Here is an 18,302-nt window from a genome sequence, read left to right as displayed (position 1 = left end):
CTGGCTCAGAGCGCGTCGTCTTCGCGGCGCGGATGGTGCGTCGGCAGGTCGGCCCAGTCACGCGGCGTCCAGGTGGTGGACCAGTCGCGGGTCGTCGGCTTCGGCGAACGGTTACGGAGCTTCGAGAACAGGTCTTTCATCTTCATCTTTCTTCTCCCTCCTAGGGAAGGCGCCAAGCGCCATGGGCGGTCGATCTAGTCGTGACCCGCTGAACGCCCCATGAACTGGCCTGTCAGGCGGAAATGCACTACAGCAGCCGCATGTCGCACCTCCCTGATGCCCAGCCGCGTGAGTTCGATCCGAACGCGCCGTTCGAGATTTTCCTCGTCGCCACTCCCGGGCTCGAGGCAGCCCTGCGCGCCGAAGCTGCAGCGCTCGGCTTCGAGAAACCCCAGCAGGTCGAGGGCGGCGTCACCATCACCGGCGGCTGGCCCGAGGTCTGGCGCGCCAATCTAGAGCTGCGTGGCGCCAGCCGCGTGCTGGCCCGCTTCGCGACGTTCCGCGCCATGCACCTGGCCCAGCTCGACAAGCGGGCGCGCAAGCTGCCCTGGGCGGCGCTGCTTCGGCCCGACGTGCCGGTGGCGGTCGAGGCCAGCTGCCGGAAATCGAAAATCTACCACGCCGGTGCTGCCGCGCAGCGCGTCGCCACCGCCATCCGCGAGGAACTGGGCGCCCCGGTGCTCGACAAGGCGCCGCTCACCGTCATGGCGCGGATCGAGGATGATCTCGTCACTATCAGCGTCGACACTTCCGGCGAGCTGCTGCACAAGCGCGGCCACAAGGAAGCGGTGAACCGCGCGCCGATGCGCGAGACCATGGCGGCGCTGTTCCTCAGCCAGTGCGGCTTTACCGGCGACGAGCCGGTGCTCGACCCGATGTGCGGCTCCGGCACCTTCGTCATCGAGGCGGCCGAGATCGCCGCCGGCCTGCAAGCGGGCCGCTCACGGACGTTCGCCTTCGAACAGCTGGCAAGCTTCGATCGCGCCGGGTGGGAAACATTGCGCTCGACCGTGCGCCGTGAGCCGACGGTGCGGTTCTATGGCAGCGACCGCGATGCCGGCGCCATCGAGATGAGCAAGGCCAATGCCGAGCGCGCCGGCGTTTCCGCGCTGACCGAGTTCCGGCAGCTCCCGGTCGGCGAGCTCGAACGCCCGCCGGGGCCGCCCGGCCTCGTGATCGTCAACCCACCCTTCGGCACCCGCATCGGCGAAAGCGCCTCGCTCGGCCCGCTCTACCGCAGTTTAGGCAGCGTACTACGCGAACGCTTCTCCGGCTGGCGCGTCGGCCTGATCACCACCGAGGTTGGGCTGGCCCGAGCGACAGCGCTGCCGTTCCTGCCGAATGGCGCTCCAGTGCTGCATGGCGGGCTGCGGGTGACGCTGTATCGCACGGATGTGCTGGCTTAGGCGGCGTGGGAAATGCCCAGTCGCCGGCGCGAGCTGACCCCCACCCTTGATCCCTCCCCGCAAGGGGGAGGGAGACGCAAACTGAGATGCTGGTGTGAGGGTCTCCCTCCCCCTTGCGGGGAGGGGACAGGGGTGGGGGTCAGCCCGCGCCGGCGCTTCAGCGCTTTCGCGCCCCCCTTAAGCCCTGATGCAGTCGTCAAACCGCGGGTGATACACCGGCAGATCCGCCAGCTCGCGCGCGCTCATGCAGCTCAGCGGGTCGTCGCCCGTCTCATCGCCGTCGATCTCGAACAGTCGCGCCAGCCAGAGGCGCAGTTCACTGAACAGGTTGTACATTTTGAAGCCCTCCTTGGGTGCGGTGTACGGCCCAATATGTGCTGTGAGGCTACGCGCGCCAATCGACAAGAATTTGCGAGGGGTATAGAAAAACTATATGCCGAGCCCGTTCCCCATTCCGCTCAATGCCATCCGCGCCATCGAGATCGTGGCGCGCCGCGGTGCGCTTGCCCCAGCCGCCGAGGAACTCGGGGTGACGCCGGGCGCCGTCAGCCAGCATCTGCGCCGGGCCGAGGAGCGGCTGGGGCTCGAGCTGTTCGAGCGCACCCCGCAGGGCCTGCGTCCGACTGCGGCCTTGCGCCAGATCCTGCCGCAGCTGACCAGCGGTTTCACCGCGCTGGCCGATGCGGTGGGCAACCTCAAGCCGGGTGACGAGAAGGTGCTGACGCTCACCGTCGGCAGCGTCTTTGCCTCGCGCTGGCTGATCTGGCGCATCGCCAAGTTCAACAAGCTGCACCCCGAAATCGAAGTGCGGCTGGTGGTGACCGGCACGATGATCGATCTCGTCCACTCCGACATCGATTTCGGCATCCGCTTCGGCCGCGGCAACTGGCCGGGGCTGAAGGCCGAGCTGGTCGGCGGGTCGCGCTACAGCCCGGTGGCGGCGCCATCGATGGAGAAACTGCTGCACACGCCGGCCGATCTCGCGCGTGTGCCGCTGATCCGCGACACTTCCTCTATGCTGCCCTGGGAGCCGTGGTTCGCGTCCGTCGGGGCCGAACCGATCGAACTCACCGGCCCGCGCTACGACGACCCGGCTCTGGCCTTCGACGCCGCGATCTCGGAGCAGGGCGTGCTGATGGCGGTGGATATGATGTCCGCCGACGCGGTCAGCGACGGCCGCCTGGTCCGCCCCTTCGCCACCTCGGTCGAAAGCGACCTCGGCTACTGGCTGATCGTCGCCGAAGGCCGCCGCGAGCCGAAAAAGGTCCGGCTGTTCCGCGAATGGCTGCGCGCCGAGGTGCCGGATTCAGCCGAGGGCTATGTGGCGCAGGTGAAGCGGCGGGAGGGGTAGGGGGGCGACACCGTGCCTCCGCGCACCCCCTCCGAGCTACGCTAAGTCGCTTCGCGACCAGCTTCGCTAGCCTCCCCCGTCAAGGGGGAGGTGGGTATCGAGTTCTGCGCACGATCCTGGCCACAAGCACCGGCCGGCACCCTCCCCCTTTGCGGGCTTCGATCCGGCCGAAGGCAAAATCGCTCCAGTGGAGCGATTTTAGGGGAGAAGGCCATGAGAGCTACGCTCGAATGGCCGGGGCAGGGGAGGGGGGAGCAGCGAACACGAAGCGCCGCGTTACTCCACCGTCAAAGCCACCAACTCCCCAGTCTGCGTCAGCGGCACATAGACCACCTTCCCTTCGACCCATAAATCCGCCGCCCCCGGCGCCAGCGTGGTCAGCGTCGTCACCTTGTCGTCGGCATAGCTGAGGATGGTACCAGCCGGGTTGTCGTCGAACACCAGGCTGTCGCCGAGCCGGGCGACGCCGTCGGTGAGGGCCACTTCCATGGCGCCCGTCAGCGGCGTGATGGCTTTGGTGGCGAGGTCCACTGCCTGCAGCCCGCCTTTGCTGTCGAACGTGAAATCGGGCTTCATGCCGGTGCCCATCGAGCCGACGATCAGCGTCTTGCCGTCGATGAACAACCCGTTCGGGGTGGCGAGCTTCTCGTCGGCCAGCCACTTCTCCACTGTGCCGCCGGCGAGCTTGTAGATCGCCGAGCCCATCAGGTCGCTGACATAGACATCGGCGCCGTCGCTGGTGACGTCATTGGGGAACATCGCACCCTCGAGCGCGTGGGTGGTGACGATCGAGCCGTCGCTCAGCTTGATCTCGACCAGCCCATTGCTGTCGGCGACGAACAGGCTGTCGCCGACGATCGCCATGCCCTTGGGGTCGGTGAGACCAGTGGTCCACTGCTCGGTGACGAGCTTGCCATCCGGCGAGACGATGGAGAGGTACCCGTCGGCGCCGCCATCGGGCCCGAAGGTCACCATGTTGGTGACGATCAGCCGGTTGTTGGCTGTGTCGAAAATCACCGATTCCGGCATTTTCAGCCCGCCCAGCCGCCAGCTCTCGGTGGCGCTCTGAGCTGAGGCGCCAAGGGTGGCGGCCGCAACGAGGCCGATGGCGAGGCTCAATCGCAAAAACATGGGTCTTCCTCCGATTATCGATTTTGGCCGGCCTCCGCAGGCGTGCCGGCGGCGCGAGCCTATGCGCACTCGAACAAGGTTCGGCCTTTGCTCGATATCAGCGAAAGGCATGACCGGGGGTTGTCGGACTCGTTGTTCATGCTTAGAATAATTCTAAACTGAATGGCTAGAGCGCTATGTTTGCACGACTTCTCCACCCGCATCGGCGGGATTTCCTCTCGCTCGACGAACGCGAGATCCTCTCCCTGGCGGTTGCCGCCGAAGAAGAGGATGGCGCCATCTACGCCGAAATCGCCGAGCGCTTCGCCTCGCGCTACCCGGCGACGGCAAAAGTGTTCGAGGGCATGGCAGCCGAGGAAGACGGGCACCGGCGCCGGCTGCTCGACCTCTATGTGGAAAAGTTCGGTTCGCGCCTCGTGCCGATCCGGCGCGAGCACGTGCGTGGCTTCATTGAGCGCAAGCCCGTCTGGCTGATGGAAACCATGAGCCTCGAAGCGGTACGCCAGCTGGCCTTCGAGATGGAGGCGGCGGCGTCGCGCTTCTACACCGAGGCCGCCGGCCGAACGACGGATGTCGAAGTGCGGAAGCTGCTCGGCGACCTCGCGGTGGAGGAGCGTGAGCACGCCAACCTGGCCGGCAAACTCGAAGAGCAGGCGCTCGGCGTCGAGGAGCGGGCCGCCGAAAAGAGCGAGGAGCACCGGCAGTTCCTTCTGACCTATGTGCAGCCCGGCCTCGCCGGGCTGATGGATGGCTCGGTATCGACACTGGCGCCGGTGTTCGCCGCGGCCTTTGCCACCGGCAATACCTGGTCGACCTTCCTCGTCGGCCTCGCCGCCGCCGTGGGCGCCGGCATTTCGATGGGCTTTACCGAAGCGGCCGCCGATGACGGCAAGCTTACCGGCCGTGGCTCACCCATCACCCGCGGCGTCGTCACCGGCGCCATGACCACGCTGGGTGGCCTGGGCCATGCCATGCCCTACCTGATCCCGCATTTCTGGACCGCGACCGGCGTCGCCGTCGCCGTGGTGGTGATCGAGCTCTGGGCCATCGCCTTCATCCAGAACCGCTACATGCAGACCCCGTTCTGGCGCGCCGCCTTGCAGGTGGTGGTCGGCGGGGCGCTGGTCTTTGCGGCGGGGATAATTATTGGCAGTGCTTAGGCTGGGCGCTCAAGCTGGACACGACTTGAGCCATCTACTCGGATGTCATCCCAGCGAAAGCTGGGATCCATTTCGCAGCCCGAGCCAGTGGTGAGTTGGGTCCCAGCTTTCGCTGGGATGACAGCCGGTGGGGAGGAGATTCAACAGGTTATCTCCCTCGCAGCACACAGATAAACGTCACCGCTCATCGCGGCTCTCAAGTTACCTCAGCAGCCTCTCATCCCGGGCCGGCGGCTATGGTCGTCGCTCAGTTGGCGACGACGAAGAACACCACGAGCACCAGCACGGCGAACAGCCCGACCAGGAATGGCCATGGCAGCAAGTGCAGTTCGTGCTGGGTTTCGAGTCCGTGATCGACGTTTTCGTGGCGGATACCCTGCATAGGCGGCCTCCCGTGATCGTTGCCGGGGCCGAGGGCGCCGGCTCAGCGATCATAGCACTCTCCGCCGTGAGGCGGAACTGCTCACGCCGGAACGCGCCGCCAGCACCAGCAGCACCGCCGGAATGAGCCCGAGCGGATAGCCGCTCGGCGCCATCACCAGCCCGGCCAGCAGCGCCCAGGCGCCGATGCCCCAGCCGACAAAGGCCGGCGGCACGAGGCCGCGCCGATCCATCCACAGCACCAGCGCGCCAAACACCAGCATCGGCAGCGCGAAGCTGCCGAGCGTGGCGTGGAACACCGCGCCATTGGCCGCCATGTCGGGGCTTTGCGTCACGACCGGCTGCCAGTGTTCGAGCGTCCACAGGTGCCCCGACAGCCATGCCGGCAGCAGCGCGATGGCGTCCATGCCGAGCACGATCAGGTGCAGCACGCTCATCCCGATCATCGTCCATCCGGCCCATTTCAGCATCCGAACCTCCTCAGGCTTTCGAGCGCGGCAGCGCCGCGATGAAGATGGCGGCGAGGCGCAGCGCGCCGCATTCGATGCGGATGCCGCAGACGGCGAGCCGCCATCCCGCTCGGGCCTCGGCCTTGGCTGTTTGAGGTGCGCTCATCTTGGATCCCTCCAGTGTATTGCAGGCGACCATACGGTGCCGTATGTATCGGCACCCTCGACGCCTGTCCATACGGTAGCGTATGGATGCGACGGCAGGTCGCGGTCAGAAGATTTGGCGGCAGGAGAATGACGTGAGCAAAGCCGAGAGCCTCAACCGCATGGATTGGACCGTTGCCGCCACCGTGGCGCTCGGCGCGGCGGGTGTCGACGGGGTGCGGGTCGAAGCGCTGGCGCGGCAGCTCAAGACTTCGAAGGGCTCATTCTACTGGCACTTCCGCGATCGCGCCGACCTGCTCGATGCGCTGCTGACGCTGTGGGAAGACGAAGGCACCGAGCAGGTCATCGCCGCCGCGGCGCACCTGCACACGCCGGCCGCGCGGCTCGATGCGGTGCTCGAGGAAGCCGTGCAGTTCGACGTGCATGGCGCCGAGGTCTCGGCAGTCGAAGGCGCCATCCGCGCCTGGGCCGGGCAGGACGAGGCGACGGCGGCGCGGGTGCGCCTGATCGACGCCCGCCGCGTCGACTATCTCAAGGGCGAGCTGCTGCTGGCGGGACATGCCCTGGACGTGGCGCAGCGCCGCGCCGAAGGGCTGTATTTGGCGCTGCTCGGCTACTACGCCGCCCACCGCTACGCTTCGCCCTCGGCGACCGGCGACGCCCTCGCGGCACTGCTGCGGCTGGCAGTGGACTAGCGCGCCGGACCTTCAGTCGGCCGCCCTCTCCCGCTTGCGGGGGAGGGGAGACCACGCGAAAGCGTGGTGGGAGGGGGGTGCCCAGCGATCTTCCCGCTTGCTCACCCACGCGTTGAAAGTGGGTCATGCTTCCCTCACCGGCAGTGAGCGGATGGGGCAGAGCCGGCGTTTGCGGCTCCCCCCTCCCACCGTCCTTTCGGACGGTTCCCCCTCCCCCGCAAGCGGGAGAGGGCGTCCCGACTGCCAAGTCAGCGGGTGGGCAATCAGCCCCCCGCCGGCGGTGCGAACACCGTGATCGCACCCGGGCGGATGCGGAAATGTGCCGGGGTCTGGGTGACGATGTCGCCGTCGAGATTGACCGGGCGCGGCTTCCTGGTGCGGATGTCGAACTCGACGCAGCGGGCGGTGCGCACTTCTTCCCAGGCGCCATGCGTGCCGGAGCGGAAGGCGCTGAGCATCAGCGCCAGCTTCCAGACATTGTCGATCTCGAGGCTGTAGAGGTCGAGTGTGCCGTCCTCGATGCTGGCATCCTGCTCGATCACCGTGCCGCCGCCATAGTGCCGGCCATTGCCCACCGCGATCTGGTAGGTTTTGACATGCGAGGTGCCTTCGCGGTTGATGATGGTGGCGCTGAACGGCCGCGCCTGCATCAGCACTTTTAGCGCCCCGATCGCATAGCCGAGCCGGCCCCAGCGCCGCTTGGTCTCGGCCGTCAGGCCCATGGCGAGGTCGGCGCCGAGCCCGATGGTCGCGACATTGAAGAACGGGTGGCCGTTGACGTCACCCAGGTCGACCCGGCGCTGGTTGCCGGCGATGATGATGTCGGCGGCGAGGTCGAGCTGCGTCGGGATCTCGAGCGTGCGGGCCAGGTCGTTGGCCGTGCCCATCGGCAGGATGCCCATTGGCAGCCCCGCCGCGACCACGCCATTGGCCGCCGCGTTGATGGTACCGTCGCCACCGCAGACGATGGCGAGGTCGGCCTCGTGCCGGCGCCTGACGATGTCGGCCGCCACTTCACCCGGCGAGCTGAACCGCTCGATCGCCACGTCGATGCCGCCGGCTTCCAGCCGGTTAACAATCGGATCGAGGCTCTCGGTACCGCGCCGGGCATTGGGATTGACCAGCATCAGCGCCCGACGGCGCGCGGGAAGGCTCATAGGCAGGGCTCACGTTGCGAACGGCCGTAGATGGAGGCGCAGCCATGAAACCGCAAGAGCGGCCAGATGCCGCCGCCGATGGGTTGCCACCGTCCTCACCTCCCCCCGACCCCGAGTGGGTGGAACAAACTACGCAATCTAGGGGCGAACGATCGAGGCTAGATGCCGCCGCGCGCCTTCACCAACTCGCGCATCGCCGGCGCTTCGGCGTCGGTTTCCGCCGCGAGACCGTGCGCCACGCCGACCCGGTCAAGCTCGGGCCGGTTCTGGCTGGCCTTGAACTTGGCGTCGATGGCGGCGATCTCGATCTCGATACCGACAATGCCCTTGAGCTGGCTGGCGATGTAGGCGTCCGGGGCGTCCGACACCGCCCATGGCTTCTGCCGGCTGCCTTCGTGCTGCGCCGTCAGCGCCGAGACATTGGCATGCAGCCACGCGGCATCCTCGATCACCCGGGCCGTGCCGCGGGCCTGGACGATGGCATAGTTCCAGGTCGGCACGACTTTGCCGTCGACCGCCTTCTGCGGATACCAGCTGGGCGTGATGTAGTGCTCGGTGCCCTGGAACACCACGAGCACGTCAGGGCTCTGGCCCAGCGCTTTCCATTGCGGATTGGCCCGCGACATGTGGCAGCGCAGCGTCCCTAGCGGGCCTTCTGCAGCGTAGAGCAGGAACGGAATCGGGTTGGCCAGCAGCCCCTCGCCGGCCGAGATCAGCAGCCCGAGCGGGTGCGCGGCGATGAACGCCTGCTGCGTTTCGAGGTCGGTCTCGCGGAAGGCTGGTGGCTGGTACATGGGCGTATCCCTCTTCAGATCGGCAGGGCTCTTGGCGGAGCAGCCCTGAACTCGCAGTGAACAGCGTTTCAGCCGAGGCGCAGCGGCTCCGGTTCGAGCGCCACGTGCAGCTCGTGCCGCCCGGCCGGCAGGCCGGGCAGGTAGCCGAAATCGAGTTTGTAATCGGTGGCCTTCAGCCCGGCCACAGCCGCATGCGCGTAGAGCTTCTCGAAGCCGGCGGCGATCTCGACCAGCGGGCCGTCGTGCACGATCCTGAGGTAGCGCTGCGCCGGGATGACGATCCGCACCATGCCGTCGGGCACCTCGGTTTTCTTCGCCGCGAGGTAGCCGACCAGCTCGCGGTAGATCCCGTTGTCGCGCGAGATCGATACCTCGAGAAACGAGCTGGCGCCGGTATCGGTCTCGAACAGCCGGGTCCAAGCGGCCGGGATGGCTTTGGGCAAGTCGTTCCAGTGCGCCTCGACCAGCACGCCGATGGCTTGCATCTCCGGCAGTTCGACGGTCTCGATCATCGATAATCCTCAGCGATCAGGCTCGCCGCCTTGCTCCCGATCGCCATGGCGGCGGCATTGGTATTGGCCGACGGAATGGCCGGAATGATCGAGCAGTCGATGACCCGCAGGCCCTCGACGCCGCGCACCCTGAGCCGCGCATCGACCACCGCCATCGGATCGTCATCGCGCCCCATCTTCAGTGAGCCCGAGGGGTGGTAATTGGTCTTCACCGTCTCCTGGGCAAAGCGGGTCATGCCGGCGAGGTCGGTCACGTCCTTGCCCGGCAGGATCTCTTCCTTGATCTTACTGAGGAACGGTTCGGTCTCGAGCAGCCGGCGCGCATGCCGCATCGAAGCGAGGGTGATCCGCAGATCTTCCGGGTCGCCGAAGAAGTTGCAGTCGACCAAAGGCTGCGCCGCCGGGTCGGCCGAACGCAGCCGCACTGTGCCGCGCGCCTTGGGGCGCAACAGGCATGAGGTGAAGGTGACGCCCCAGGTCGGCTGGGCCTTCGACACGTCCCGGTCCTGGTAGACGATCGGTGCGCAATAGAGCTGGATGGTCGGCCGCTCGCCGCCATCGGGATCGTAGAACAGGCAGGATTCGATGCCGGTGGTGGTCACCGGGCCCGAGTTGAACAAGAGATACTGCAGGCCGTTGCGGAACATCGGCCAGCCCTTGTCCTGGCCGAAATAGCCCGACTTGCCCTTAGTGGTGGCGATCACCGGGACCTCGTGGTGGTCCTGCAAATTCGAGCCGACACCGGGCAGGTCGGCGATCACCGGGATCTGGAAATCGTCGAGGTGGTCGGCCGGCCCGATGCCGCTCAGCATCATCAGCTTCGCCGAATTGTAGGTGCCCGCGCCGACCAGCACTTCGCGCCCGGCCCGTGCCTCATGCGGATCGCCATCGCGGGTATAGGCGACGCCGACGGCGCGGCCGTTCTCGATGATGATCCGGTCGACCCGCGCCTCGGTGACGATGGTCAGCCGCCGGTCGCGCCGCAGCGGGTCGAGGAAGGCCTTCTTGCCGTCCGAGCGTTCCTTGTAGCGGCCCCACTGCCCGTAGGTGTGCTGCATGATGCCCACCCCGTTCTGCCGCTCGCCGTTGAAATCGGGGTTGTAGCGGTGCCCGAGCCCCTGCGCCGCGAGCAGGAAATCCTCGGTAGTATCGGAGATATGGCCGGGATCGGAGACGCGCAGGTTCCCCGAAATGCCGTGGAACTGGTTATTGAAGCGGGTGTTGCGCTCCAGCCCGCGGAAATGCCCCAGCATATCCGCATAGCTCCACTCTTCGGCATTGCCGAGCCCGGCGGCCCAGCCGTCATAGTCTTCCTTCTGGCCGCGCATATAGACCATGGCGTTGACGGCGCTGCCGCCGCCCAGTGCCTTCGCCACCGGCACGATCGGCGCCCGGCCGCCCAGTTGCGGCTGCGGCACCGTCTTGTGCATTTCGAGGAAAGTGTCCTGCGCCAAGTACTTCATGTAGCCGGCCGGCATCGCCATGATCCGGTTGGTCGAGCGCGGCCCGCGCTCGATGATCAGCACCGAATAGCCGAACTCCTTGACCAGCCGCATCGCTGCGACCGACGCCGCCGAGCCGCCGCCGCAGATGATGAAATCGAAGCTCCGTTCGGCCATGTGGAATCCCTTGCAACGCGCCCGTTTTAGCCGCCCGGCGGAGTGTTGGATAGGCTGCCATCGTCTTGAGCTGTTGCAGCAATTCGGCAACGGGGTCGTTCAAATCTCTCAATAAACCGCGGACTCGGCTTGCCAGAATTCTGTTGTGGTGCAAGTCTTTCGCCCAGTTGTTGAGGGCGGACCATGTCAGTTTTGCGCGTGACTAAAGCAGCGCTGCTTGCCAGCGTGTTTTCGATTCCGTTCGGTTTTGCGGCATCTGCCGCCGACCTGATCCTCACCTCGCCGGAGCCGGTCGAAGATCAGTATGTCGATCTGGTGCTGCCGGCGGTTTCTGCGATCAACGGCAAGCTGGAGCTGGATTTCGGCGGCATCACCGATCCGGAGAGCGCCACCTTCCGCGCCGCCGGCTCACTATCGGTGCCGATCGGCGAGCGCTTCGGCGTCCAGGGTGACGTCGCCATCGGCAATATCGATGACAGCTGGTCGTTCGGTGGGGCGTTGCACGCTTTCACCCGCGACCCCTCGTCCTATCTGCTCGGCGTCACCGCCGGCGTGGTTGTCGCCGATGGCGCGCGGCTCGTCGCGATCGGTCCCGAAGCGGAACTCTATCTCGACCGGATCAGCCTCGAGGGCTGGGCCGGCTGGGCGGCGATCGACTATGACAACATCGCGATGCCCGACGAGAACGGCTTCTTCGCTATCGGCGATGTGGCCTGGTATCCGACCGATGACTGGCGCCTCAGCCTCGGCGCCGCCTCGATCCTCGGGCGTGAATCGCTCAAGCTCGCCACCGAATACCAGTTCAGCGGCCTCGGCTTCCCGCTTTCGGGCGTGGGCGAAGTGCGCGCCTACGATACCGGCGCCTACAGCTTCCGCGTCGGCATCAAGGGCTACCTCGGCGATCCCGACAAGAGCCTCATCGACCGCCACCGCCAGGACGACCCGCCGAACCGCGCGCTGGACCTGTTCAGCGCCGCCGGGGATCTGCTCACGGCGGAGCCGGATGGGCCGCCGGATGAGCCGTGCCCTTCCGAGAACGAGTCATGGCAACTCGTCGAAGGCGAATGGGTCTGCGAGTATAATAATGAGAGTTGATTCAGCCGCCGCGGCGGGCTGGTAGGCTTCAGCAAGTTCAGTGCTATGGGCGCGGCGGTGTCCGCGCCCATTCGTTTATGTACTCGATATACTTGCCTGCAGCGGTAAGCGGGATCTCGCGGACGGGTACAAATCGGACTTCCGCATCCGGGAAGAAAGCGGCGTGGAATGCCGACCTGGCTGAGGCCTCGTCCGCTACCACTGACCCGTCGCGCGGCACATAACGGACCTCGAACTGCAACGGCCCCACCTGGGCGATCTGCCAGAAGCTGCAGTTCAACGCCGTGCGCGCACCACTGCCCAACATGGTTGCGATCTGCCGACCGTCGGGATGGCTGAAAATAGCGATGGACCGTCCTTCGATCGCCGCCAGCACCGGCAGGTGGCGTCCGCATGTGCAGGGTGGGCCGAAGCGAGCGATGTCGCCTTGCTCGTAGCGGATGAGCGGCTGGGCGGTACTGACGAAGGGCGTGATGATGACGCGGCCACTGGCACCGGGGGCCACTGCGTGGCCCGCTTCGTCGACGATCTCCACCAGCACGCTCTCAGAGTTGACGTGCATGCCCGTACCATGGTCGCAGGGATAGGCGATCGGACCGCCCTCCTTGGAGCTGTAGAGCTCGAGCGATCTGGCTCCGAATACCCGCCGGCACGCAGCCTTGTCCTCGTCGTCCATGTGCCCACCTTGGGCGAGCACATAGTGCAGCTTGAGCTCAAGGCCGAGCCGCTCGGCTTCGAGTGCCAGTACATGCAGGGTCTTGGGTCCGGTGGAATAATAGCGCGAGCCCGTGCGCCTGATGAACTCCAGGTTCTCCCGCATGGTGGCGTCGCTGTGCAACTCGAACGCCTGCCCGAGTTGCGCTGCCGCGTCCCACGAAGGGCCCCAGCGTCCGCGCGTTAGTCCGTGCGGATAGACTGAGCGGGCGTCGGATCCGATGCGCGCAGTGTATGCCGCCGACCAGTCTAGATCGTGCCATCGCTGGGCCCGCCATCGATTGGCGTTGCTTGTGAGAAAAGTAAGCCGGTTGCTGGTGATTTGGACCGGCTCGCCGGTCGAGCCGGAGCTGGCAACCGTGCTGGACTGACCGTGTCCCAGCGGCACTTCGAGCGCCAGCATCGCGGCGCGATGAGCGCTCATATCGTGGCGTGTTACGATGGGGATTTCTTCCCACCGCCCCCAGTCGATATCGCCGGTGGCGGTGAACACCGGATCGAGGCGCTTCTCGTAGAACGGCACATTGGCGCGCGCATGTCGCAGCAGTTGCGCCAGCTGGCTGCGCTGGTAATTGAGCATGGTTTCGGGGAGCCAATACTGGCTCTCCATCAGCATGTCGTAGAACTCGTGCTGCAAGTCGCGCGCCTGGGCCATCGGTGGACTAAAGCCGAGCCGTGCGACGGGGGCAAGCGTGGTCCGGCGGTGCGCTTGGCGCCCCTCACCCTGACCCTCTCCCCAGAGGGGCGAGGGGACGCACTTTGCACCGCCCGTGCCACATCGCCCCCTCGCCCCTCTGGGGAGAGGGCTGGGGTGAGGGGCGCCAAGCACTCCGAGGCCAGCCTAAGCCGCGTTCGCCGCGGTTGGCGGCAGCAGCGTCGTTTCGAGGATGGTGCCGTTCTTCCGGCACTCCTCGGCGATCTCGGTGGCGAAGTCGCGCAGCATCTCGCGGTCGAGCACCGCGGCGTTGCGCACCACCATGGCGATGTCGCGATGCACCGGGTCGACATCGATGGGCGTGATCTCGGTGAGGCGGCCGGCGGCGATGTCGTCGGCGACGGCGGAATAGACGAAGAAGCCGACGCCTTCGCCGCGGATGGCGATCTGCCGCGCCGGCCCGGTGGGCAGCTCCACCGACACCGCGGCGCGCCGGAACAGCGCCAGCGCCGCGTCAGGATAGACCTGCCACCAGTTGATCGAGATCAGTCGCGGCACCCGCTTCAGCACGTCCTCGATCCGGGGTTCGAGCCCCAGTTCGGCGGCGATCTGCGGCGTCGTCACCATCGGCACCCGCTCGCGCAGCACCAACAACGGCACCAGGTCGGTGACCAGCGGATCGAGGTTGGGCCAGCAGAGGATCCCGAGTTCGACATCACGCTCGCGCAGCATGGCGGCGATCTGGCTCTGCCGGCCCTCGTGGATCACCACGTCGACCGACGGATATTTCTGCTGGAAGCGCAGCAGCGACTCGGTGACCAGCGGCGACACGAGGCTACGCAGCGAGCCGATGGAGACCCGGCCGCGCTCCACCCGGCGCAGCGCTTCCTTGGCCTCCTGCGCCGCCTGCAGGATGCGGCGCGCGTAGGGCAGAAACGTCATGCCCTGGTCGGTGAGCGCGATATTGCGGCCGCGATGGAACAGCGGCACGCCCAACAGGTCCTCGAGCGCCCGCATCCGCATCGACACTGTCGCCTGCGTGACGTTGAGCTTGGCCGCGGCTTTGGTGAAGCTCAGATCCTGCGCGATCCGGTCGAAGGTTCTGATCTGGTCGAGGTCCATGATAGGCGACGCTTATGGAGGTTGCACCCTGGGGCCTCGGACGAGGCTTTTACATTGGACATGCTGATAACGGCCATCGGCGAATGTCAACAGAATACGTCAGCAAGGCTGACCAATATCCTGGGCGTTGGCAGGATCGTGCCCCAAGCTGGATGCGGCACCTCCCCCTTGACGGGGGAGGATGGGTGGGGGTGTGCGGAGCCCGGATGTTTCTCGCTTCAGTCGACCGACTGCTTCCGCCGAGCCAGCTTCGCCGCCTTGTTGCGCGCCGCCGCTGCCGCCGCGTCGTCCCCCAGATGCGCCTCGCCCCGCGCCCGCGCCAGTTCCATCTGCCGCTCGCGCTCAGTGGCGCCAGCCGGGGCCGCTTCGGCACATTCCTGGCAGAGCGAGCCGACGGCTTCCTCCGGCAGCATTGGGTTGCGGCAGGCGCGACACAGCACCGCTTCGCCTTCAGCTAACCCCTGCACCACCGAAACGCGCTCGTCGAACACGAAGCACTCGCCGTTGAAGCGGCTTTCGGCCTCTGGGACGGTCTCGAGATATTTGAGAATGCCGCCCTTCAGGTGGAACACTTCCTTAAAACCCTGCGACAGCATGTAGGCCGAGGCCTTCTCGCAGCGGATGCCGCCGGTGCAGAACATCGCGACTTTCGGATGCTGGGCCGGATCGAGTTTCGCCACGTAATCCTTGAACTCGGTAAAGCTCTGCGTCGCCGGATCGCGGGCATTGGCGAAGCTGCCGAGCTTCACTTCATAATCGTTCCGGGTATCGATCAGCGTCACATCGTTACGGCTGATCAGCCGGTTCCAGTCGCGGGCCTCGACATAGTTGCCGACGAGCTTGCTGGGGTCGGCTTCGGGCGCCCGCAGCGTCACGATTTCGGGCTTCAGCCGTACTTTCATCCTGAGGAACGGCATTTCGGTCGCGCTGGAGAATTTGGCCTCGGCGCCGGCGAGCCGGCCGGCCCAGAGCGGGGCGGTCTCGAACCAGGCCGTCAGCTCGTCGATCGCGGTGGGCGTGCCGGCAACCGTGCCGTTGATCCCCTCCGGCGCCAGGATGAAGGTGCCGCGGATCCCGCGGGCGCAGCAGAACAGCGCCAGCTCCGGCTGCAGCGCAGCACAATCTTTGAAATCCGCAAACTTGTAGAGGGCCAGCACCTTGAAACGGTTCAGGCGTTCGGACAGATTGGCGGCGGTTTCTAAAAGCTCGGACATCGCGGCGGGTGTAGCATCCGGCGGCTGCAACGAGCAAATCGGCCGGAGCGTTTCCAGGAAAAGTGTCCCGCGGTTTTCCGGTTCGGAAGCGCGACAATCAAGCAAATTCGGAGGAATGAAATGACCTATCGGGCCAGCGACGCTCGCTATGGCGGCGGCATGCAGTATCGCTACACCGGGCGTTCCGGGCTGAAGCTGCCGGTGATCAGCCTGGGGCTGTGGCAGAATTTCGGTGGCACGCGCGACTATCCCAGCGCCTTCGAAATGCTGAGCTACGCTTTCGACAAGGGCGTCACCCATTTCGACCTCGCCAACAATTACGGCCCCCCGCCGGGCGCTGCCGAAGAGCTGTTCGGCGACGTGATGGCGCGCGATTTCCGCCCCTACCGCGACGAGATGATCATTTCGTCCAAGGCCGGCTGGACCATGTGGGATGGGCCGTACGGTGACCGCGGCTCGCGCAAGTACATCCTCGCCTCGGCCGATCAGAGCCTGAAGCGCATGGGGATCGAGTATTTCGATATCTTCTACTCGCACCGCTACGACTCCGAGACGCCGCTCGAAGAGACGATGGGGGCGCTGGCGCAGCTGCATCGGCAGGGCAAGGCGCTCTATGTCGGCATCTCGATGTATCCGGAAAAGCAGACCCGCGAGGCGGTGCGGATTTTGAAGGACATGGGCGTGCCCTGCCTGATCCACCAGCCCAACTACTCGATCCTCAACCGCTGGATCGAGGAAGACGGCACCATGGCCGCCTGCGACGAACTGGGCGTCGGCATCATCGCCTTCTCGCCGCTGCAGCAGGGCATCCTGTCGGGCAAGTACAACACCCTGAAGGGCGACCTTTCCGGCACCCGCGCCTCGGAAAACTACTCGCTCTCGGCAAACCGGCTGGAGCCGCGCATCCTCGAGGCCGTCGACAAGCTCGGCGAGATTGCCCGGGCGCGCAAGCAAACCATGGTCCAGCTGGCGCTCGCCTGGGTGCTGCGGAAGCAGGAAGTGACCTCCGCGCTGATCGGCATCCGCACCCTCGAACAGCTCAAGGATTGCCTCGGCGTACTCGACAACCTCGAGCTCTCGGCCGAGGAAATCGCCGCGATCGACGCCGCCGCCAAAGGCGGCCTGATCGACAGCCGGCCGGGGCGGTAGTCGGGCGACGAAGGGCCACTTGCTCGATCTCTCGGCCATCTCTCCCCTTGCGGGAGAGAAAGCGATTTCTTGGGCTTAGCGTTTGCTAAGTCCTAGAAATCGCAAGAGAGGGGATCGTGGAGGGCACGGTGGCTCCTCACGCCCCCCTCTCTTGCGAAAACTAAGGACTTAGCTGTGCTAAGCCCAAGTTTTCGCTTTCTCCCCCGCCAAGGGGGAGATGTGACCGGTGATTGTGGCAGGTCTCACGCCCGCTCGTCCCGGCAGTAGTTCAGCAGCATCGCCGTCAGCACGACGTAGAGCGCGTTGTGCATGGGGAAGCTCAGCATCGTGTCGGGCAACCCGAGCACGAAATAGCTCACCGCCAGCAGGCTGCAGCCATAAAGCCGGGTTCGATACTGGCTATCGCGCGGCGAGAACAGGCACGACACGATCGGCAGCACCAGCAGCACCAGATAGGTGGCGAGGCCGAGCACGCCGGCGGCGACGCCAAAGTTCAGCGCGTCGTCGTGCAGATGCGGCAGGCGGGCATGCACCAGGTTTTCGGGTGCAAGATGCGGCACGATCGATTGCATCAGCTGGCCCCAGCCATGCCCGAAGATCGGCGCGTCGAGATACGCCGCCACCCCGGCGCGATAGAGGATGAAGCGAACATCAGTGCCCAGATCTGCCGGGTCTTCGCCGCCCGCCAGCATCGACAGCGCGTCGAACATTGCGGACGACGAGCGGGCGCCCACCAGGTCGGCGACATAGGCAACAATGCCGAAGCCGACAAGCAGCAACAGGCTGATCGCTAATGCCTTGGCCTTGTGCTCCACCAGCAGCACCGCACCGACGAACAGCAGGATCGGGAAGGCGACCAGCGCCGCGCGTGAGCCGGAAGCAAAGATCACCACCAGCGCCATCAGCGGGCCCAACAGGTAGATGAAGCGCTGCCGGCCCGACGAAGCCGCGGCGCCGATCATGGCGAAAAAGCCGATGATCAGTGCTGTGTTGGAGAGCCGGATCGGATCGGTGATCGCTGAGCCCATGCCGGCGCGTTCGGCGCCAAGCACGTAGGTATAGAACACCGCCAGCAGCATCCCCGCGGCGGTGCCGAAGAGCGCGAAATCGGCGACCTTGCGGGAGTTGCTGGCCCCCGCGGCGCGGCGGAACAACGTCGCGAGCGGTGCATAGAGCAGCATGGTGGAAAAGCCCAGCACCGGCACCAGGTCGGCCGGCTGCTTCGCCGTCGCAACGGCACTGACGAACAGCAGGGTAAAGGCGGCAATGAACAGTTTGTCCGGCAGCTCGAAGCGCAGCCGGACGGCTCGCTGTGTCACGATGAAATAGACGAGCACCGCGCCGAACAGGAAGAACAGCGCGTGCGCGGTGAGGTAGCCAAGAATCGACGACAGGCCGATCGCCGTGACCAGCACGGCGCGCCGCAGCAGCGTCTCGAAACGCGGCGTCGCCGGTGCCAGTGGCAGCTCGGTGATCGCCAGGAGTTCCGGCGCTACCCGGCTGATTGCCTCGACCTTGTCGTCGATCCGCATG

20 protein-coding genes are annotated in these 18,302 nt (G+C 66.0%); 6 read left to right on the top strand and 14 right to left on the bottom strand.

Going from position 1 to position 18,302, the window contains the following annotated elements; genetic code table 11:
- Window positions 1-5 precede the first annotated feature (5 nt).
- Window positions 6-146 carry a hypothetical protein gene (locus tag ACSQ23_RS04330; protein WP_156387204.1) on the bottom strand — a complete coding sequence of 47 codons (141 nt, stop codon included), beginning with the start codon at window positions 144-146 and terminating at the stop codon, window positions 6-8.
- Between the two features lie 96 nt (window positions 147-242).
- On the opposite strand from ACSQ23_RS04330, the gene ACSQ23_RS04325 reads away from it, so the two are divergent.
- On the top strand, window positions 243-1,406 hold the full coding sequence (locus tag ACSQ23_RS04325) for a THUMP domain-containing class I SAM-dependent RNA methyltransferase (protein WP_436089831.1): 1,164 nt from the start codon (window positions 243-245) through the stop codon (window positions 1,404-1,406).
- A gap of 177 nt (window positions 1,407-1,583) precedes the next feature.
- Here the strand turns inward: ACSQ23_RS04325 and ACSQ23_RS04320 are convergent, their stop codons facing one another.
- Window positions 1,584-1,742: a hypothetical protein gene (locus tag ACSQ23_RS04320; RefSeq protein ID WP_436089830.1), complete on the bottom strand. Its 159-nt coding sequence runs from the start codon at window positions 1,740-1,742 to the stop codon at window positions 1,584-1,586.
- Between the two features lie 97 nt (window positions 1,743-1,839).
- Here ACSQ23_RS04320 and ACSQ23_RS04315 point away from each other — a divergent pair, with 97 nt between their 5' ends.
- On the top strand, window positions 1,840-2,757 hold the full coding sequence (locus ACSQ23_RS04315) for a LysR substrate-binding domain-containing protein (protein WP_436089829.1): 918 nt from the start codon (window positions 1,840-1,842) through the stop codon (window positions 2,755-2,757).
- A gap of 276 nt (window positions 2,758-3,033) precedes the next feature.
- On the opposite strand, the gene ACSQ23_RS04310 is transcribed toward ACSQ23_RS04315, so the two are convergent.
- Window positions 3,034-3,888, bottom strand: a complete 855-nt coding sequence (locus tag ACSQ23_RS04310; RefSeq protein ID WP_436089828.1) for an outer membrane protein assembly factor BamB family protein — start codon at window positions 3,886-3,888, stop codon at window positions 3,034-3,036.
- Window positions 3,889-4,064: 176 nt separating this feature from the next.
- Between ACSQ23_RS04310 and mbfA the strand changes: the two genes are divergently transcribed.
- Window positions 4,065-5,048: an iron exporter MbfA gene (gene mbfA, locus ACSQ23_RS04305; RefSeq protein WP_436089827.1), complete on the top strand. Its 984-nt coding sequence runs from the start codon at window positions 4,065-4,067 to the stop codon at window positions 5,046-5,048.
- A 247-nt stretch (window positions 5,049-5,295) separates the two neighbouring features.
- Here mbfA and ACSQ23_RS04300 read toward each other — a convergent pair whose 3' ends face one another.
- The 3 genes from ACSQ23_RS04300 to ACSQ23_RS04290 are packed head-to-tail and all read right to left on the bottom strand — an operon-like array spanning window position 5,296 to window position 6,044.
- Window positions 5,296-5,430, bottom strand: coding sequence for a hypothetical protein (locus tag ACSQ23_RS04300; RefSeq protein ID WP_257720954.1), 135 nt, complete (start codon window positions 5,428-5,430; stop codon window positions 5,296-5,298).
- Window positions 5,431-5,479: 49 nt separating this feature from the next.
- Window positions 5,480-5,899 (bottom strand): DUF6463 family protein, encoded by a 420-nt coding sequence (locus ACSQ23_RS04295; protein ID WP_436089826.1) that lies wholly within the window; start codon window positions 5,897-5,899, stop codon window positions 5,480-5,482.
- 10 nt (window positions 5,900-5,909) lie between these two features.
- A complete protein-coding gene (locus ACSQ23_RS04290) occupies window positions 5,910-6,044 on the bottom strand; it encodes a hypothetical protein (RefSeq protein WP_436089825.1) in 135 nt (44 codons plus the stop codon).
- A gap of 133 nt (window positions 6,045-6,177) precedes the next feature.
- On the opposite strand from ACSQ23_RS04290, the gene ACSQ23_RS04285 reads away from it, so the two are divergent.
- Complete coding sequence (locus ACSQ23_RS04285) at window positions 6,178-6,738, top strand: TetR/AcrR family transcriptional regulator (protein WP_436089824.1); 561 nt, start codon at window positions 6,178-6,180, stop codon at window positions 6,736-6,738.
- Window positions 6,739-7,001: 263 nt separating this feature from the next.
- On the opposite strand, the gene ACSQ23_RS04280 is transcribed toward ACSQ23_RS04285, so the two are convergent.
- From ACSQ23_RS04280 to ACSQ23_RS04265, 4 genes are all read right to left on the bottom strand, one after another.
- A complete protein-coding gene (locus ACSQ23_RS04280; protein ID WP_436089823.1) occupies window positions 7,002-7,895 on the bottom strand; it encodes a lipid kinase in 894 nt (297 codons plus the stop codon).
- A 158-nt stretch (window positions 7,896-8,053) separates the two neighbouring features.
- The gene (locus ACSQ23_RS04275) at window positions 8,054-8,689 is read right to left on the bottom strand and encodes an FMN-binding negative transcriptional regulator (protein ID WP_436089822.1); all 636 of its coding nucleotides are present in this window, start codon (window positions 8,687-8,689) and stop codon (window positions 8,054-8,056) included.
- 68 nt (window positions 8,690-8,757) lie between these two features.
- Complete coding sequence (locus ACSQ23_RS04270) at window positions 8,758-9,201, bottom strand: GyrI-like domain-containing protein (protein ID WP_436089821.1); 444 nt, start codon at window positions 9,199-9,201, stop codon at window positions 8,758-8,760.
- Entirely contained in the window at window positions 9,198-10,820 is a 1,623-nt protein-coding gene (locus tag ACSQ23_RS04265; protein ID WP_436089820.1) for a GMC family oxidoreductase, read from the bottom strand. The genes ACSQ23_RS04270 and ACSQ23_RS04265 overlap by 4 nt, the downstream gene beginning before the upstream one ends.
- A 183-nt stretch (window positions 10,821-11,003) precedes the next feature.
- Here ACSQ23_RS04265 and ACSQ23_RS04260 point away from each other — a divergent pair, with 183 nt between their 5' ends.
- On the top strand, window positions 11,004-11,915 hold the full coding sequence (locus ACSQ23_RS04260; protein ID WP_436089819.1) for a hypothetical protein: 912 nt from the start codon (window positions 11,004-11,006) through the stop codon (window positions 11,913-11,915).
- 43 nt (window positions 11,916-11,958) lie between these two features.
- Here the strand turns inward: ACSQ23_RS04260 and ACSQ23_RS04255 are convergent, their stop codons facing one another.
- From ACSQ23_RS04255 to trhO, 3 genes are all read right to left on the bottom strand, one after another.
- Entirely contained in the window at window positions 11,959-13,284 is a 1,326-nt protein-coding gene (locus ACSQ23_RS04255; RefSeq protein ID WP_436089818.1) for a phenylacetate--CoA ligase family protein, read from the bottom strand.
- Window positions 13,285-13,470: 186 nt separating this feature from the next.
- Window positions 13,471-14,406, bottom strand: a complete 936-nt coding sequence (locus ACSQ23_RS04250; protein ID WP_436089817.1) for a LysR family transcriptional regulator — start codon at window positions 14,404-14,406, stop codon at window positions 13,471-13,473.
- Between the two features lie 218 nt (window positions 14,407-14,624).
- On the bottom strand, window positions 14,625-15,620 hold the full coding sequence (gene trhO / locus ACSQ23_RS04245) for an oxygen-dependent tRNA uridine(34) hydroxylase TrhO (RefSeq protein ID WP_436089816.1): 996 nt from the start codon (window positions 15,618-15,620) through the stop codon (window positions 14,625-14,627).
- Between the two features lie 120 nt (window positions 15,621-15,740).
- Here trhO and ACSQ23_RS04240 point away from each other — a divergent pair, with 120 nt between their 5' ends.
- Window positions 15,741-16,769, top strand: a complete 1,029-nt coding sequence (locus ACSQ23_RS04240) for an aldo/keto reductase (protein ID WP_436089815.1) — start codon at window positions 15,741-15,743, stop codon at window positions 16,767-16,769.
- Window positions 16,770-17,011: 242 nt separating this feature from the next.
- Here ACSQ23_RS04240 and ACSQ23_RS04235 read toward each other — a convergent pair whose 3' ends face one another.
- Window positions 17,012-18,301: an O-antigen ligase family protein gene (locus tag ACSQ23_RS04235; RefSeq protein ID WP_436089814.1), complete on the bottom strand. Its 1,290-nt coding sequence runs from the start codon at window positions 18,299-18,301 to the stop codon at window positions 17,012-17,014.
- Window position 18,302 lies beyond the last annotated feature (1 nt).

This window comes from Devosia sp. LjRoot16 (genome assembly GCF_964252795.1).
Classification (GTDB): Bacteria; Pseudomonadota; Alphaproteobacteria; order Rhizobiales; family Devosiaceae; genus Devosia_A.
The sequence above is the reverse complement of the archived record's forward strand: the minus strand, read 5'-3'. Positions and strand labels throughout refer to the sequence as shown.